Annotated in this window: 12 protein-coding genes and 1 pseudogene; 5 read left to right on the forward strand and 8 right to left on the reverse strand. The window is 71.1% G+C overall.

Annotated features, from left to right (window positions below):
• Window positions 1-22: 22 nt before the first annotated feature.
• From whiA to ACZ59A_RS00945, 5 genes are read right to left on the reverse strand one after another with little or no spacing between them, the layout of a single operon-like run.
• Window positions 23-1,012: a DNA-binding protein WhiA gene (gene whiA, locus ACZ59A_RS00925; RefSeq protein WP_009718797.1), complete on the reverse strand. Its 990-nt coding sequence runs from the start codon at window positions 1,010-1,012 to the stop codon at window positions 23-25.
• Window positions 1,003-2,022 carry a gluconeogenesis factor YvcK family protein gene (locus ACZ59A_RS00930; protein WP_470951840.1) on the reverse strand — a complete coding sequence of 340 codons (1,020 nt, stop codon included), beginning with the start codon at window positions 2,020-2,022 and terminating at the stop codon, window positions 1,003-1,005. Before ACZ59A_RS00930 ends, whiA begins: the two co-directional genes overlap by 10 nt.
• Window positions 2,019-2,957, reverse strand: coding sequence for an RNase adapter RapZ (rapZ, locus tag ACZ59A_RS00935; protein WP_470951843.1), 939 nt, complete (start codon window positions 2,955-2,957; stop codon window positions 2,019-2,021). The genes ACZ59A_RS00930 and rapZ overlap by 4 nt, the downstream gene beginning before the upstream one ends.
• A complete protein-coding gene (gene uvrC, locus ACZ59A_RS00940; RefSeq protein WP_470951846.1) occupies window positions 2,954-5,065 on the reverse strand; it encodes an excinuclease ABC subunit UvrC in 2,112 nt (703 codons plus the stop codon). The genes rapZ and uvrC overlap by 4 nt, the downstream gene beginning before the upstream one ends.
• Window positions 5,066-5,105: 40 nt before the next feature.
• The gene (locus tag ACZ59A_RS00945; protein WP_470951849.1) at window positions 5,106-5,531 is read right to left on the reverse strand and encodes a Rieske (2Fe-2S) protein; all 426 of its coding nucleotides are present in this window, start codon (window positions 5,529-5,531) and stop codon (window positions 5,106-5,108) included.
• A 182-nt stretch (window positions 5,532-5,713) separates the two neighbouring features.
• Between ACZ59A_RS00945 and ACZ59A_RS00950 the strand changes: the two genes are divergently transcribed.
• Window positions 5,714-6,796, forward strand: coding sequence for a LacI family DNA-binding transcriptional regulator (locus ACZ59A_RS00950; RefSeq protein WP_470951851.1), 1,083 nt, complete (start codon window positions 5,714-5,716; stop codon window positions 6,794-6,796).
• Window positions 6,793-7,758, forward strand: coding sequence for a carbohydrate kinase family protein (locus tag ACZ59A_RS00955; RefSeq protein WP_470951854.1), 966 nt, complete (start codon window positions 6,793-6,795; stop codon window positions 7,756-7,758). Before ACZ59A_RS00950 ends, ACZ59A_RS00955 begins: the two co-directional genes overlap by 4 nt.
• 64 nt (window positions 7,759-7,822) lie before the next feature.
• Here the strand turns inward: ACZ59A_RS00955 and uvrA are convergent, their stop codons facing one another.
• Window positions 7,823-10,849 carry an excinuclease ABC subunit UvrA gene (gene uvrA, locus ACZ59A_RS00960; RefSeq protein ID WP_470951857.1) on the reverse strand — a complete coding sequence of 1,009 codons (3,027 nt, stop codon included), beginning with the start codon at window positions 10,847-10,849 and terminating at the stop codon, window positions 7,823-7,825.
• A 307-nt stretch (window positions 10,850-11,156) separates the two neighbouring features.
• Between uvrA and ACZ59A_RS00965 the strand changes: the two genes are divergently transcribed.
• Entirely contained in the window at window positions 11,157-11,813 is a 657-nt protein-coding gene (locus ACZ59A_RS00965; protein ID WP_468041865.1) for an MBL fold metallo-hydrolase, read from the forward strand.
• Between the two features lie 545 nt (window positions 11,814-12,358).
• Here the strand turns inward: ACZ59A_RS00965 and ACZ59A_RS00970 are convergent.
• Together ACZ59A_RS00970 and ACZ59A_RS00975 are read right to left on the reverse strand one after the other, a co-directional pair.
• Window positions 12,359-13,990, reverse strand: coding sequence for an MFS transporter (locus tag ACZ59A_RS00970; RefSeq protein WP_470951860.1), 1,632 nt, complete (start codon window positions 13,988-13,990; stop codon window positions 12,359-12,361).
• A gap of 94 nt (window positions 13,991-14,084) precedes the next feature.
• Window positions 14,085-15,107: an NAD(P)/FAD-dependent oxidoreductase gene (locus ACZ59A_RS00975; protein WP_470954550.1), complete on the reverse strand. Its 1,023-nt coding sequence runs from the start codon at window positions 15,105-15,107 to the stop codon at window positions 14,085-14,087.
• Window positions 15,108-15,513: 406 nt separating this feature from the next.
• Between ACZ59A_RS00975 and ACZ59A_RS00980 the strand changes: the two genes are divergently transcribed.
• Both ACZ59A_RS00980 and ACZ59A_RS00985 read left to right on the forward strand, forming a co-directional pair.
• Complete coding sequence (locus tag ACZ59A_RS00980) at window positions 15,514-16,137, forward strand: TetR/AcrR family transcriptional regulator (protein WP_470951863.1); 624 nt, start codon at window positions 15,514-15,516, stop codon at window positions 16,135-16,137.
• 120 nt (window positions 16,138-16,257) lie between these two features.
• A pseudogene (locus tag ACZ59A_RS00985) lies at window positions 16,258-16,446 on the forward strand (MBL fold metallo-hydrolase); the annotation flags it as partial.
• Between the last annotated feature and the right edge of the window lie 45 nt (window positions 16,447-16,491).

A 16,491-nucleotide genomic window follows, 5' to 3' on the forward strand; every position in this document is an offset into this window, starting at 1 on the left:
GAACGCGGTGCGCGGTGGCCGGTCAGCCGACCATGCCCTCGGCCATCTCGTCGGTCAGGGTCGACTCCGTACCGGGAATGCCCAGGTCCTGGGCCCGCTTGTCGGCCATGGCGAGCAGCCTGCGGATACGGCCCGCGACGGCGTCCTTGGTCAGCGGCGGGTCGGCGAGCGCGCCCAACTCCTCCAGGGACGCCTGCTTGTGCTCCATGCGCAGCCGCCCGGCCGCGGCCAGGTGCTCGGGCACCTCGTCCGCCAGGATCTCCAGCGCGCGCTGCACCCGGGCGCCCGCGGCGACGGCGGCCCGGGCCGAGCGGCGCAGATTGGCGTCGTCGAAGTTGGCCAGCCGGTTGGCGGTGGCCCGCACCTCGCGGCGCATCCGCCGCTCCTCCCAGGCGAGCACCGACTCGTGCGCCCCCAGCCGCGTCAACAGCGCGCCGATGGCATCACCGTCCCGGACGACCACCCGGTCCACTCCGCGCACCTCGCGCGCCTTCGCCGCGATCTGCAGCCGCCGGGCGGCGCCGACCAAAGCCAGCGCGGCTTCCGGGCCGGGGCAGGTCACCTCCAAGGAGGAGGAGCGGCCGGGCTCGGTGAGCGAGCCGTGGGCGAGGAAGGCCCCGCGCCAGGCGGCCTCCGCGTCACAGGTGGCCCCGGAGACGACCTGCGGCGGCAGCCCGCGGATCGGCCGGCCGCGGCCGTCGACCAGACCGGTCTGGCGCGCCAGCTGATCACCGCCCGCCACCACCCGCACCACGTACCGACTGCCGCGACGCAGCCCTCCGGGGGCCATCACCACCAGATCGGAGGAGTGCCCGAAGATCTCCAGGATGTCCTTGCGGACCCTGCGGGCCGCGATGCCCGTATCCAGCTCCGCTTCGATCACGATGCGCCCGCTCACCAGGTGCAGGCCGCCCGCGAACCGCAGGATCGCCGAGACCTCCGCTTTCCGGCAGCAGGTGCGGGTGACGGGGAGCCGGGAAATTTCATCCTTCACCGCTGCCGTCATCGCCATGGGCCGATCCTTCCATGCATCCGAAAAATACGGTCGTACGCGGCCGCCAGGAGCTCCGGGTCATGCTTCGGGGAACCGTCGGTCGCGGCCACCGGCGCCAGCTCGACCGTGCCGCCCAGTCGCTTGGCGGCATCGCGCAGGCTGCTCTGGTCGGGGACGGCGGCCTCGTCGGCCAGCACCACGTCGAAGGCGAGTTTAGGGGCGTGTCGGGCCAAAACCTCCAAATGACGCTGCGGGGAGAAGCCATCGGTTTCACCGGGTTGCGGCGCGAGATTCAGCGAGAGCACCCGACGGGCCTTGGTGTCGGTGAGGGCCCGGAGCAGATCGGGCACCAGGAGATGCGGGATCACGGAGGAGAACCAGGAGCCGGGGCCCAGCACCACCCAGTCGGCGTCCATCACCGCTTCGACCGCCTCGGGGACGGCGGGCGGGTCGTTCGGCACCAGGTGGACCGACTGCACCTCGCCGGGGGTGAGGGCGACGGTGGCCTGCCCGGCGACCGTCGACACCTCGTCCGGAAGCGCCGGGTCATGGCCCTTGACGTACGCCTGCAGCTCCAGCGGCACCGCCGACATCGGCAGCACCCGGCCGTGCGCGCCCAGCAGCTTGCCGACGAGATCGAGGGCGGCCACATGATTGCCCAGCTGTTCCCACAGGGCGACGATCAGCACATTGCCGACCGCGTGTCCGTGCAGCTCCCCCTCGCTGATGAAGCGGTGCTGGATGACCCGGGCCCACGTCTGGCCCCAGTCGTCGTCCCCGCACAGGGCCGCCAGCGCCTTGCGCAGATCGCCGGGCGGCAGCACCCCCAGCTCGTCGCGGAGCCGCCCGCTGGAGCCGCCGTCGTCGGCCACCGTGACCACGGCGGTCAGATCGCCGGTGATCCGGCGCAGCGCGGCGAGCGACGCGGACAGCCCCATACCGCCGCCGAGCGCGACCACCTTGGGCTGCGCGCTCCGGCTCGTACGGGCCCCGACGAGCCGCCGCAGCCGCCCGTTACGGATCGTCACTCGCGCCCCATGTCACGGTGGACGATGACGGTCTCGACCCCTTCTGCGCCGAGCCGGGCGGCCAGCCGCTCGGACATCGCGACGCTGCGGTGCTTACCACCCGTACAGCCCACCGCGATCGTCACATAGCGCTTGCCCTCACGGCGGTAGCCCGCGGCGATCAGCTGCAGCAGCTCGGCATACCGGTCCAGGAACTCCTTGGCGCCGGGCTGGTTGAACACATAGCCGGACACCTCCTCGTTGAGCCCGGTGAAGGGGCGCAGCTCGGGAACCCAGTGCGGATTGGGCAGGAAGCGGCAGTCCACCACCAGATCGGCGTCGACCGGCAGGCCGTACTTGTAGCCGAAGGACATCACGGTGGCGCGCAGCTCCGGCTCCTCCTCACCGGCGAACTGCGCGTCCATCTTGGCGCGCAGCTCGTGCACGTTGAGGCTGGAGGTGTCGATCACCAGATCGGCGTCACCGCGCAGCTCGCGCAGCAGATCGCGCTCGGCCGCGATGCCGTCCACGATGCGCCCGTCGCCCTGCAGCGGGTGCGGGCGGCGCACGGACTCGAAGCGGCGCACCAGGGCCTCGTCGGACGCCTCCAGGAACAGCACGCGCCGCTTGACGCTCTTGGCGGCCAGGTCCGCGAGGGATTCGCGGAGGTTGTCGAAGAAGCGGCGGCCGCGGACGTCCACCACCACGGCGATGCGGGCCACATTGCCCTGGGAGCGGGCACCGAGGTCCACCATGGTGGGGATCAGGGCGGGCGGCAGATTGTCCACCACGAACCAGCCGAGGTCCTCCAGACACTTGGCGGCGGTGCTGCGCCCCGCGCCGGACATGCCAGAGATGATCACCAGCTCGGGAATGGCTGCCGCCGCCTCGGCGGACTCTCCCGTCGTGCCCGTATTCACCTGCGCTCCGTCTCCGTGGGTCTCGTGCTCTGTCATGATCTCGTCCCCCGGTTCGCGGACGGCGCCGCCGATGCGGCCTCGTCCTCAATGATCTCTCCTGTGGCGGTGTTCACGGCGGGGGCGGCCGGAGCCGCTCCGGTGAGCGCCGCCGCGACCGTCTCGGCCGTCTTCCGGCCGACGCCCGGCACCTCGCAGATCTGCTCGACCGTGGCGGCGCGCAGCCGCTTGACGGAGCCGAAGTGCTTGAGCAGCGCCTGCTTACGGCTTTCGCCGAGGCCGGGTACGGAGTCCAGCGGCCCGGCCTTCATCGACTTGGCGCGCTTGCTGCGCTGGTAGGTGATGGCGAACCGGTGGGCCTCGTCGCGGACCCGCTGGAGCAGATACAGCCCCTCGCTGCTGCGGGGCAGCACCACCGGATCGTCGTCGTCGGGCAGCCAGACCTCTTCGAGCCGCTTGGCGAGGCCGCAGACGGCCACGTCGTCGACGCCCAGCTCGTCCAGCGCCCGCTTGGCGGCGGCGACCTGCGGCTGTCCGCCGTCGACCACGACGAGCTGGGGCGGATACGCGAACCGCCTGGGCCTGCCGTCGTCGTCGAGGGGGCCGGAGGTCTCCTCGACGGGGGCCTCCGGGGCCGGGGCCTGCTGGGCGGGGGTCTCCTGGGCCGGAGCCTCCTGGGCGGGCTCGCCGGGCTCGCCAGGGGTCTCCCGGGCGGGCTCGTCGGTCTCCTCCCACTCCCCCATCTTCTGCTTCTCCTGCAGATAGCGGCGGAAGCGGCGGCCGACGACCTCGTGCATGGAGCGGACGTCGTCCTGCCCGGAAAAGCTCTTGATCTGGAAGCGGCGGTACTCGCCCTTCCGCGCCAGCCCGTCTTCAAAGACCACCATGGACGCCACCACGTCATCGCCCTGGAGATGGGAGATGTCGAAGCACTCGATGCGCAGCGGCGCCGAGTCCAGGCCGAGCGCCTCGGCGATCTCCTCCAGGGCCCGGGAGCGGGTGGTGAGGTCGGAGGCGCGCTTGGTCTTGTGCAGCGCGAGCGCCTGCTGGGCGTTGCGCTGGACGGTCGCCATCAGGTCCTTCTTGTCGCCGCGCTGCGGGATGCGCAGATCGACCCGGGAGCCCCGGCGCTCGCTGAGCCACTGGGAGACCGGTTCGGCCGGGTCCGGCACGGCGGGCACCAGGACCTCCTTGGGCACGGCGTCGCCCCGCTCCTCCCCGTACAGCTGCTGGAGGGCGTGCTCGACCAGGTCGGCGGTGTCGACGGCCTCGACCTTGTCGGTGACCCAGCCGCGCTGGCCGCGCACCCGGCCGCCACGGACGTGGAAGATCTGGACGGCGGCCTCCAGCTCGTCCTCGGCGAGCGCTATCAGGTCGGCGTCGGTCGCGTCGGCGAGGACGACCGCGTTCTTCTCCATGGCGCGCTTGAGCACCCCGATGTCGTCGCGCAGCCGGGCGGCCTTCTCGTACTCCATCTCCTCGGCGGCGTCCTGCATCTGCTGTTCGAGGCGGCGGATGTAGGTGCCGGTGCGGCCGGCCATGAAGTCGCAGAACTCCTCGGCGAGTTCGCGGTGCTCCTCGGCGCTGACCCGGCCGACACAGGGGGCCGAGCACTTGCCGATGTAGCCGAGCAGACAGGGGCGGCCGATCTGGGCGGAGCGCTTGAACACCCCGGCCGAGCAGGTGCGCACGGGGAACACCCGCAGCATCAGGTCGACGGTCTCGCGGATCGCCCAGGCGTGTGCGTACGGACCGAAGTAGCGCACGCCCTTCTTCTTGGCGCCGCGCATGACCTGAACCCGCGGGAACTCCTCGTTGAGGGTCACGGCCAGCGACGGATAGCTCTTGTCGTCGCGGTATTTGACGTTGAACCGGGGATCGAACTCCTTGATCCACGAATACTCGAGCTGCAGCGCCTCCACCTCGGTCGAGACCACGGTCCACTCGACCGCGGCGGCCGTGGTGACCATGGTCCGGGTGCGCGGATGAAGATTCGCCAGGTCCTGGAAGTACGAGGAGAGCCGCTGGCGCAGGCTCTTCGCCTTTCCGACGTAGATCACCCGGCCGTGCGCGTCACGGAACTTGTAGACCCCCGGCGACTCGGGGATCTGTCCCGGCTTGGGGCGGTAGCTGCTCGGGTCGGCCATGGTCACCACCCTACTGGCGGGCAGTGACAGTGGCGGTGTCTCAGGACTCCGGCCCCGCAACGAGCTTTCCGCCCTTCGTCCTGACGGGCACGGACGGCAGCGGGGCCACCGCGGGCCCCTCCAGGACCTTGCCGGTGCGGGCGTCGAAGACGCTGCCGTGACAGGGACAGCTGATCTTTCCGTTCTCGACGGCGTCCACGACGCAGCCCCGGTGGGTGCAGACCGCGCTGAACGCCGCGTACCGGCCCTCATCGGTCCGGGAGACGACCACCCGGTCCTCGCGGTAGATCTTCGCGCCGCCCGCCGGGACGGCGTCGGCCGGGCCGAGGTCGACGGGGGCGGTGGGGGTCGGGGACGCCTTCTTGCCCGATCCCCCCGGTGAGCAGGCCGCCGCCCCGAGCCCGGCGGCTCCGGCCAGCGCCGCTCCGCACAGCACGGTTCGTCGGGAGGCGGGCTGGCTGGTCATGGGGGCTCCACGGGGCAGGGCGGCACGGAATGGGCTGCGATACGACGATACCGGCACGGATCGGTCCGCTCACCGGCGGACCCCGGGCGGGACGTAAACGTTTGCGCAAGCGTTTACGCCGGGTCGCGGATGCGATACGTTCCCCCACGTTCCCCCAGCACACCGAGGAGAGGGGCGGGCGGATGGCGACCATGGTCGACGTGGCCCGGCGCGCGGGCGTGTCCGTGGCCACCGTCTCGCACGTACTCAACGAGACCCGCCGGGTGCGGCCGGACACCCGCCAGGCCGTCCTGGACGCCATCGACGCCCTCGGCTACACCCCCAACACCCTCGCCCGCTCCCTCGTCACCGCCCGCACCCGCTCCATCGGGCTGGCCGTCTCGGCGATCAGCAATCCGTACTTCACCGAGATCCTCCAGGGCGTCGAGTCCAGCGCTCTCGAACACGGCTACAGCCTGCTGATCGCCGATCCGCACGACGACCCGGCACATGAGCGGAAGGTCGTCCAGCTGCTCCATGAGCGGCGGGTGGACGGAGTGATCGTCGCGCCGTCCGCGGAGCCCGCCGCGCTGCTCGGCTATCTGACCCGGCACTCGGTCCCGTGCGTCTTCCTCGACCGGCTGCTCGGCGACGGCCACGACCATCCGTACGACCAGGTCGGCGCCGAGAACGCGTTCCACCTCGAACAGCTGGTCCGCCACCTCGCCGAGCTGGGCCACACCCGCATCGGCCTGGTCGCGGGCCTGCCGGGGCTGAGCACCACCGCCGAGCGGATCGACGGCTACCGCACCGGACTGCACCACAGCGGGCTGCCGTTCGACCCCGGGCTGCTGGCGGACGGCCACTCCGAGGCCCGGGGCGCGGAGGACGCCACCCACCGGCTGCTGGCCTCGGCCGAGCCGCCCACCGCGATCGTCACCGCCAACAACGCGATGACGATCGGCGCGCTGCGCGCCCTGCGGGCGGCGGGCCGCGCCGTACCGGGCGATCTGGCGCTCGTCTGCTTCGACGACTTCTCCTGGGCCGATGTCTTCTCCCCCGGGCTCACCGCCATCTCCCAGCCCAGCCGGGAGATCGGCAGCACCGCGGTCCGGCTGCTGCTGGACCGACTGGAGCAGCCGGAGCGGCCGCCGCGTACCGTGCGGCTGCCCTGCGCCTTCGTCCACCGCACGTCCTGCGGCTGCGCTCCCGAACCGGCGCCCGAACCCGCCGACCGTCCCTCGCCCCCAGGACCCCCCTCCCCAGGAAAGGACCCCGTCTCGTGATCGTCGTCGCCGGAGAAGCCCTGATCGATCTCGTGCCCGATCGCGCGGCCCCCGCCGCGACGGGCGACGAGCTGCCCGCGCTGCGTCCGGCACGCGGCGGCGGCCCCTACAACACCGCGATGGCGCTGGGGCGGCTCGGCGTGCCGACCGCGTTCTGCTCGCGGGTCTCCACGGACGGCTTCGGCGAGGCGCTGCTGTCCCGGCTGCACCAGGACGGCGTGGACACCGCCCTGGTGCAGCGCGGCCCGGAGCCCACCACCCTCGCCGTCGCGTCGATCGGCGCCGACGGGTCGGCGGGCTACGGCTTCTATGTGCAGGGCACCGCGGACCGGCTCTTCGCGCTGCCCCCGGCCCTGCCGGAGGGGACCACCGCGCTGTCGCTGGGGACCTGTTCGCTGGTGCTGGAGCCGGGCGCGAGCGCGTACGAGGCGCTGCTGCGGCGCGAGGCCGGGCGCGGCGTCTTCACGGCGCTCGACCCCAACATCCGCACCGGGCTCATCCCCGACGCCGACGCCTACCGGGCCCGCTTCCGAGGCTGGCTGCCGTACGTCGGGCTGCTCAAGCTGTCGGTCGAGGACGCGCGCTGGCTGGCCGGTGCCGGGGACGCCCCGGCGGAGTCCGAGGAGGCCGTCGAGGCGGCGATACGGGAGTGGGCGGCGGCCGGGCCCGCGGCCGTGGTGTGCACCCACGGCGGGGACGGGCTGAGCGTGCTGTGCCAGGACGGATCCCGCTGGGCCGTGCCCGGGGAGCGGGTGGATGTCGTGGACACCATCGGGGCGGGCGACACCGTGAACGCCGCGCTGCTGCACCGGCTGGCGGCGCATGACGCGCTGTCGGCGCCCGCGCTGGCCAAGCTGGGCGAGGCCGCCTGGCGGGACGTCCTGGGCTTCGCCGCCCGGGCCGCCGCGCTCACCTGCTCCCGGGCGGGCGCCGAGCCGCCGTACGCCGCCGAGCTGTCGTAGCCGCGGAAAGCCCGCGGTGCGCCGGGCCCGGTCAGGGCGCGGCGCACCGCGGGCTTGCGGTGGCTTACTTGGCGGCCGTCCGCTTCGAAGCGGCTGTGGACTTGGCCGCCGTCTTCTTGGCGGCGGCCTTCTTGGCCACGGTCTTGTTCGCCGCGGTCTTCTTGGCCGCCGCCTTGGCGGGGGCCTTCTTGGCGGACGCCCTCTTCGCCGTGCCGCCCGTGCGGGCCGACGGCACCGTCGCGTCGCTCACCCGGTCGCCCAGCACGTCCCGCAGGAACTTTCCGGTGTGGCTGGCCGGGACCGAGGCCACCTCCTCCGGGGTGCCCTCGGCGATGACCAGTCCGCCGCCGCTGCCGCCCTCCGGGCCCATGTCGACGACCCAGTCCGCCGTCTTGATCACATCGAGGTTGTGCTCGATGACGATCACCGTGTTGCCCTTTTCGACCAGTCCGGACAGCACATTGATCAGCTTGTTGATGTCCTCGAAGTGCAGACCGGTGGTCGGCTCGTCCAGCACATAGACCGTCCGCCCGGTGGACCGCTTCTGCAGCTCGCTCGCCAGCTTGACCCGCTGCGCCTCACCACCGGAGAGGGTCGGCGCGGGCTGGCCGAGCCGCACGTATCCCAGGCCGACCTCGTTGAGGGTGCGCAGATGGCGGGCGATCGTCGGCACCGCCTCGAAGAAGTCCAGCCCCTCCTCGATGGGCATGTCCAGCACCTCGGCGATGGACTTGCCCTTGTAGTGCACCTCCAGCGTCTCCCGGTTGTAGCGCGCGCCGTGGCAGACCTCGCACGGCACATACACATCCGGCAGGAAGTTCATCTCAATCTTGATCGTGCCGTCACCGGAGCAGTTCTCGCAGCGCCCGCCCTTGACGTTGAAGGAGAAGCGCCCGGGCATATAGCCGCGCACCTTCGCCTCCATCGTCTCGGCGAACAGCTTGCGCACATGGTCGAACACCCCGGTGTACGTGGCCGGGTTGGACCGCGGCGTGCGGCCGATGGGCGACTGGTCGACATGGACCACCTTGTCGACCAGATCGTCACCGGCGACCCGGGTGTGCCGCCCGGGAACCGTCTTCGCCCCGTTCAGCTCGCGGGCCAGATGGGTGTAGAGGATGTCGTTGACCAGCGTGGACTTCCCGGATCCGGAGACACCGGTGACGGCGGTGAGCACGCCGAGCGGGAAGGACACGTCGATGTCCTGGAGGTTGTTCTCCCGGGCGCCGTGCACCGTCAGCTGCCGCTCCGGGTCCATGGGACGCCGGGCCCCCGGCAGCGGGATGGCCTTCTTGCCCGACAGATAGTGGCCGGTCGCCGACTCCTCGTTGACCAGCAGCTCGCTCAGCGGCCCGCTGTGCACCACCTTGCCGCCGTGCTCGCCCGCGCCCGGGCCGATGTCCACCACCCAGTCCGAGGTCTTGATGGTGTCCTCGTCGTGCTCGACGACGATCAGGGTGTTGCCCAGGTCGCGCAGCCGCACCAGCGTCTCGATCAGCCGGTGGTTGTCGCGCTGGTGCAGCCCGATCGACGGCTCGTCCAGCACGTACAGCACGCCCACCAGACCGGAGCCGATCTGGGTGGCCAGCCGGATGCGCTGGGCCTCACCGCCGGAGAGCGTGCCCGCCGCCCGGTTGAGCGAGAGATAGTCCAGGCCGACGTCGACCAGGAACCGCAGCCGCTCGTTGACCTCCTTGAGGACGCGCTCGGCGATGGTCTTCTCGCGGTCGGTCAGCTCCATGGTCCGCAGGAACTCGGCGCATTCGCTGATCGACATCGCGGAGACGTCCGCGATGGACCTCTCCTTCACGGTGACCGCGAGGACGATCGGCTTGAGGCGGGTGCCGTCACAGGTGGGGCAGGGCACCTCGCGCATATAGCCCTCGAACCGCTCCCGGCTGGTGTCGCTCTCCGCCTCCGTGTGGCGCCGCTTGACGAAGGGCACCGCGCCCTCGAACGCGGTGGTGTACGCCCGCTGGCGGCCGTACCGATTGCGGTAGCGGACCTCGATCTGGGTGCGGTGGCCGTTCAGCAGCGCCTTCTTGGCCCGCTGCGGGAGCCCGGCCCAGGGGATGTCCGTACGGAAGCCGAGGGCATCGGCGAGCGCGCCGACCAGCCGTCCGAAGTAGTCCTTGGTGTGGCCGTGGGACCAGGGGTGGATGGCGCCCTCGTCCAGCGACTTCTCCTCGTCCGGAACGATCAGCTCCGGGTCGACCTCCATCCGGGTGCCGATCCCGGTGCAGTCCGGGCAGGCGCCGAACGGCGAGTTGAAGGAGAAGGAGCGCGGCTCCAGCTCCTCGAAGGACAGGTCGTCGTACGGGCAGTAGAGGTGCTCGGAGAACATCCGCTCGCGCTGCGGATCGTCCTCGTCCAGATCCACGAAGTCCAGGATGATCATGCCTCCGGAGAGGCCGAGCGCGGTCTCCACCGAGTCGGTCAGCCGCCGCTTGGCGCTGTCCTTGACGGTGAGGCGGTCCACGACCACCTCGATGGTGTGCTTCTCCTGCTTCTTCAGCTTCGGCGGGTCGGACAGCTGGATCGTCGCGCCGTCCACCCGGGCCCGGCTGTAGCCCTTGGTCTGGAGATCGGAGAAGAGGTCGACGAACTCCCCCTTGCGCTCGCGCACCAGCGGCGAGAGCACCTGGAAGCGGCTGCCCTCGGGCAGCTCCAGCACCCGGTCCACGATCGCCTGCGGCGACTGGCGGGCGATCGGGCGGCTGCATTCGGGGCAGTGCGGCTTGCCGATGCGGGCGAACAGCAGCCGGAGGTAGTCGTAGACCTCGGTGATGGTGCCCACGGTCGAGCGCGGGTTGCGGGACGTCGACTTCTGGTCGATCGACACGGCCGGGGACAGGCCCTCGATGAAGTCCACATCGGGCTTGTCCATCTGGCCCAGGAACTGCCGGGCGTAGGAGGAGAGCGACTCGACGTAGCGGCGCTGCCCCTCGGCGAAGATTGTGTCGAACGCGAGGGACGACTTGCCCGACCCGGACAGTCCGGTGAAGACGATGAGGGAGTCACGAGGGAGGTCGAGCGAGACATTCTTGAGATTGTGCTCGCGAGCGCCACGGACGATGAGACGGTCGGCCACGCCGGTCGGCACCTTTCTTGAGGAGAGGTGGGTGCGCCGGGCCCGCTCCCGGGCTCCTTCCCGATGGGCAGGACGGAGCGGAGCGAAGCCCCCGACCCAGGGTATGGGGGCGCCACGGCGATGTCTTAAGGATGCAGCACGCCGAGCCTATAGCACGCACATTCGATTTGCGGGGCTCACGTACCCGGTTCACCCGTTCGTGTGGCGGGTGCTACGGGATAAAAGGCACATCACGCCCCCGGTATTCCCCGGACGCCGCCTCGCCCCCGGCCCCCGCCGCCCGGCTCTCCGAGACTAGGCTGAGGCCATGACCTACAGCGGAGCGGTGACGGTCGGCGGACCGGCGGACGTGCACGAACTGCCCGATCTGATGATCTCGAAGGTCGCGGTCGGCCCCATGAACAACAACGCGTATCTGCTGCGTTGCCGGGCCACCGATGAGCAGCTGCTGATCGACGCGGCCGCCGACCCGCACACCCTGCTCGCCCTGATCGGCGAGAGCGGCATCGCGTCCGTCGTCACCACCCACCGCCACCAGGACCACTGGAACGCGCTGCGCGAGGTGGTGGACGCCACCGGCGCCCGCACCCTGGCCGGCCGGTACGACGCCGAGGGCATCCCGGTGCCCACCGATGTGGAGGTCGAGGACGGCGGGACGGTGCGGGTCGGCCGGGTCGAGCTGACCGCCCGCCACCTGGTGGGCCACACGCCGGGCAGCATCGCCCTGGTCTACGACGACCCGCACGGCCATCCGCACGTGTTCACCGGCGACTGCCTGTTCCCGGGCGGCGTCGGCAACACCTGGAAGGACCCCAAGGCGTTCGAGAGCCTGCTCCACGACGTCGAGACCAAGCTCTTCGACCGGCTCCCGGACGAGACCTGGGTCTACCCCGGCCACGGCGACGACACCACCCTCGGCGCCGAGCGCCCGCACCTCGCCGAATGGCGCGAGCGCGGCTGGTAACCGTCCGACGCCGACCGCCCCTGTTTCGAAACCGAAGCGGGGGCGGTCGCGCATTCAGGCCCGTTCCGCGCTCGGGAGGGTCATGCCCCACGGACGGTGGCCTCCAGAGCACCGTCACCGACGCCGGCAGCGGTGACCGCCATGATCAGGGGGACTGTTGCATGGGCTGCGGTCTGCCGGGCCGGGTTCACCTGGCAGGCAGCGGAACCTCCCACTTCTCCGCAATCCATCCCTTCGGCTCCCAGCCGTACTACGGGCTCGAAACACCCGCACGCAGCTGGAGGCCGCGCTCAAGCGGGCTGCGACCGCCGCTGTCACCTCACGGTCCTTGGCCTCCGGGCCGCCCCGCAGGAGAGCCCGGGGCGGCCCGGAGGCCAAGGACGGTGAGGTGTTCCGGCAGAGGATCCGCGTGGCCGTGGACCGTGGACCACGCCCGCGCCCTGCGCGTCTCGCGCCGCCGGGCTCCTGCCCGACGCGCCTGGCGGGCGACCCGGCGGAGGCGGTGCCCGTCGCTCCGGCGATCCGGTGGACGCCCCGTCGGCGATCTAGTGGGTGGACCCGGTGTGCTCCCGCACAGTCGCCGCCTCGCTCGCCGTCGTCCCGGCCTCCGGCTCGGCGCTCTGCTTCGCGAACCAGCGCCGGCCCGGCAGGACCGCGAGGACGATCAGAGTTCCGGCGGCCATGATGATCCCGCCGATGAGGCTGGTCTGGGCGACTCCGTGGGCGAAGGCCTGGTGGACGGCGTCCACGGCGGCCTGGGCCTGCTGGGGCCCGGCGGCAGGATCCTGCGCGACCCGCTCCGCGACGGCCAGGCCGGCGCCGACCGAGTCCTTGGCGGTCTCCATCGCCTCCGCCGGGAGCCGGTTGCCCACCAGGTCGGTCAGCTCGTCCCGGTAGGCCGTGCCCAGCAGCGAGCCCAGCACCGCGATGCCCAGCGCCCCGCCCAGCTCCAACGCGGTGTCGTTGACACCGCCGCCGACGCCCAGCTCGGACTCGGGGAAGGAACCCATGATCGTGTCGGTCGCCGGGGAGATGGCCAGTCCGAGCGCGAGGCCCAGCATCATCAGCGGCGCCAGGAAGTCCCCGTACGTCGACCCCTTGTCGATCTGGGTGAGCAGGAACATGCCCGCCGTGCCGACGGCCAGGCCGGTCACGACCATCACCCTCACCCCCAGCTTCGGGGCGAGCACCCCGGTCACCGCGGACCCGAGGAACACCGCACCGCCCAGCGGCAGCAGCCGTACACCCGTGTCCAGGGCGCCGTAGCCGAGGACGAACTGCAGGAACTGCGTCGAGTAGTAGATCACGGCGAACATACCGAAGAAGAAGAACAGCACCGCGAGCATCGCGCCGCTGAAGGGCCGCAGCGCGAACTTTCGGACGTCCAGCATCGGGTGCGGGTGCCGCAGTTCCCAGGCGACGAAGGCGACCAGACCGACACCGGCGACCACGGCGGCGGTGACGGGGCCGACGCCCCATCCGAAGTGCGGGCCCTCGATAGCGGCGTAGATCAGGGAGCCGACCGTGACGATCGACAGCAGACCACCGACGTAGTCGATCCGGCCCATGCCCTGCGCCTTGGACGGCGGAACCAGGGCGAGCGCGCCGAACACGGCGACGACGGCGATCGGCACGTTGATCAGGAAGGTCGAGCCCCAGGCGTGGTCCTCGAGCAGCCAGCCGGAGACCAGCGGGCCGACGGCTACCGCCACCCCGGAGGTCGCGGCCCAAGCGGTGATGGCCTTGGCCCGCTCGCTCCGGGGGAAAGTAGCGACCACCAGGGACAGCGTGGCCGGCATCACGACCGCGGCACCCACACCCATGATCGCGCGGGCCACGATGACCAGCGAGGTCTCGTCGACCATGCTCCCCATCACCGAACCGCCGGCGAAGACCAGCAGACCCAGCACCAGCGCGCCGCGCCGGCTGTACTTGTCGCCGATCGCGCCCAGCACCAGCATCAGCGCCGCGTACGGAACGGTGTAGGAGTCGACGACCCACTGCAGATCACTGCTGCTCAGGCCCAGGTCGGTGGTCATGTCGGGGGCGGCGACGATCAGCGACGTGTTCGCCATCACCGTGATCAGCAGGCTCAGGCACAGCACGAGCAGCGCCCACCAGCGCCGCGCGTAAGGCCCAGTCATCTTCTCCACGGGGGTATGTGCAAGGAAGGGCATCAGTAGCTCCTGAGAGGGACGAGGCGGACGAGCGGAATCACTTAATTGCCCGTGAGGGGAGCGGGCGGCGGGCTGAGATCTCAGGGCTTCGAGATCATCCTGTGGCCCCGTGTGGGCTTGCCTCGGCGAACCCCTGGAGGGCCGCGTCGGTGTCCGCGGTGGCCAGCATCCTGTTGATGTAGTCGCCAGCCAGTGCGCCGGCCGCTGCGGAGGCCCCGACCTGGGCGACCGGATCGGTGGCGTTGCCTGCCACCCACACACCCGGCACCTCGGTGGCGCCGGCCATGCCAGAGGCGAAACCGCGGCCCATGTTGTTCGGCAGGTCCTGCACCGGCAGGCCCAGACCTTCCAGGCCCTGGGTGCGGGCCTGCATCTGCGGGGCGACCGCGAGGACGCGGCGGGCCACGACCTGGCCGTCGGCCAAGCGCACCCCGGCGAGGGCACCGTCCTCGTCGTTGACGACCTCGGTGACCGGGGTGTCGATGATGCGGATGCCGCGGGCGGCGAAGCGGGCGCGGCTGTCCTCGTCCAGGTCGGTGCCGTGGGTGAAGTAGGTCAGGTCTTCGGTCAGCTGGCGGAACAGATACGCATGGCCGATGGAGGCCGGGCCGGTGGCGAGGATGCCGATGGGCTCGTCGCGCATCTCCCAGCCGTGGCAGTACGGGCAGTGCACCACACTGTGCCCCCAGTGCTCGGCGAGCCCGGGCACCTGTGGCAGCACATCCGTGAGGCCGGTGGCCACCAGGATGCGGCGGGCGGTGATGCTGCGGCCGTCGGCCAGGGTGACGGTAAACCGCAGGTCCCCGTCCGCCGACGGGGCGGCGGACTCGGCCGAGACCACCTCGCCGAACACGACGCGTCCGCCGTACTGGCGCACCTGCTCCCGGCCCCGTCGAAGGATCTCGGACGGCGGGATGCCGTCCAGGACGATGAAGCCGTGCATGGCCTCCGCGGGCGCGTTGCGCGGGGAGCCGCTATCGATCACGACGACCGAGCGGCGGGAGCGGGCGAGGATCAGTGCACCGTTCAACCCTGCGGCGCCCCCGCCGATCACCACCGCGTCGACGGTCCCCTCGGCCAGTGTGTCGCTCGCGTACGGAGGAGTCGCCACAGCCATGGCCTCCTGCGTTTCCTTATCAGTCATGGTTCGGTCAACCCTTCGAGTTCTGGGTGGTGGGGGGCAGCTGTTCAGAAAGCCGAGGATGTGGTCGGCGACCGTCTTGGGCTGTTATGGAGAGTCCAGCCCCGGTTTTCTTGGGACGTTCGTGATGTACAGATCCAGTACGGCGATGAAACTCGCCGTCGCCAGGATCGCGAGGATCAGACCGTGCCTTGCCAGCCTGGAAGGCGTCGCAACGCCGGGCGGCGCGGAGGAGTTCGAAGGCATGGGTTGCCCTCAATCGCGCCAGGCGTGCACGCAGCCTGTCCGGTGAGCTCAGGACCGTTGTGTACTGAACAGTCAGAAACCTAGGCGGTTCTGTACTGAGTTGTCAAATACGGTGGGTCAGCTTTACCTTCGGTGTATGGCGAGACCACGAAGCTTCGACCCCGACCACGTCCTGCATGCCGCCGAGCGGCAGTTCCGCACCTCGGGCTACAACGGCACGAGCGTCGACGACATCAGCGCCACCACCGGCCTGGGCCGCGGCAGCCTCTACGCCGCGTTCGACGGCAAACACGGCGTGCTGCTGCGAGCGATGGCCAGCTACTTCGCCCGGCTGGGGCAGGGTCCGCGGAAGATGCTCGCCGGACCGGACGAGGGCGCCCTGGAACGACTGCACGCATACTTGCTCCGCGCCGTCCACGGGGTGCCACTCGCCGCCGACGTACCCCCCGCCCCTGACCGGACGGCGGCGGCCTGCTTCGCCGCCAAGATGGCCCTGGAGATCGGCGCCTCCGACCCCGAGGTGCAACGCCTGGCCAACGACTGCTTCTCCGTAGTCCGGACGGCGGTGGCCGAGTGTGTGCAAGCGGCGCAGCGCAACGGCGACATCGACCCCGACGCGGACCCCGACGACCTTGCCTACCTTCTGCTGACCATCATCCGCGGGACCGATGTCGTAGGCGCGTACGGCCACAGCCCTGACCGCCTGACTTCGATTGCGGAGAGCGCGTTCGCCTTGCTGCCTCGCCCGCGTCACCGCTGAGAAGGGCACGGCCGGCCTCGTTGCACAGGCATCTGATGCGGTCGGCCCACTTCGACGCCGCGGAGGCACGGCCCGTAGGTTTACTCGCCGCCGTGACCTCGTGTGTTGGAGCGTGCTGTGGTGTTCCCGGGCGGCGTCGGCAACACCTGGAAGGACCCCAAGGCGTTCGAGAGCCTGCTCCACGACGTCGAGACCAAGCTCTTCGACCGGCTCCCGGACGAGACCTGGGTCTACCCCGGCCACGGCGACGACACCACCCTCGGCGCCGAGCGCCCGCACCTCGCCGAATGGCGCGAGCGCGGCTGGTAACCCCTTCTCCACCCCCTCCCCGCGCCGTATGCCGCCGCGCGCCCC

The sequence above is a fragment of the Streptomyces sp. NPDC040405 genome, assembly GCF_055595765.1.

Coding starts and splice junctions, on each gene's coding strand:
- ACZ59A_RS00950 (WP_470951851.1), top strand. CDS start 5,714: ATGGCGACCATGGTCGACGTGGCCCGGCGCGCGGGCGTGTCCGTGGCC.
- ACZ59A_RS00945 (WP_470951849.1), bottom strand. CDS start 5,531: ATGACCAGCCAGCCCGCCTCCCGACGAACCGTGCTGTGCGGAGCGGCG.
- whiA (WP_009718797.1), bottom strand. CDS start 1,012: ATGGCGATGACGGCAGCGGTGAAGGATGAAATTTCCCGGCTCCCCGTC.
- rapZ (WP_470951843.1), bottom strand. CDS start 2,957: ATGACAGAGCACGAGACCCACGGAGACGGAGCGCAGGTGAATACGGGC.
- ACZ59A_RS00980 (WP_470951863.1), top strand. CDS start 15,514: ATGGCGAGACCACGAAGCTTCGACCCCGACCACGTCCTGCATGCCGCC.
- ACZ59A_RS00970 (WP_470951860.1), bottom strand. CDS start 13,990: ATGCCCTTCCTTGCACATACCCCCGTGGAGAAGATGACTGGGCCTTAC.
- ACZ59A_RS00975 (WP_470954550.1), bottom strand. CDS start 15,107: ATGGCTGTGGCGACTCCTCCGTACGCGAGCGACACACTGGCCGAGGGG.
- uvrC (WP_470951846.1), bottom strand. CDS start 5,065: ATGGCCGACCCGAGCAGCTACCGCCCCAAGCCGGGACAGATCCCCGAG.
- ACZ59A_RS00965 (WP_468041865.1), top strand. CDS start 11,157: ATGACCTACAGCGGAGCGGTGACGGTCGGCGGACCGGCGGACGTGCAC.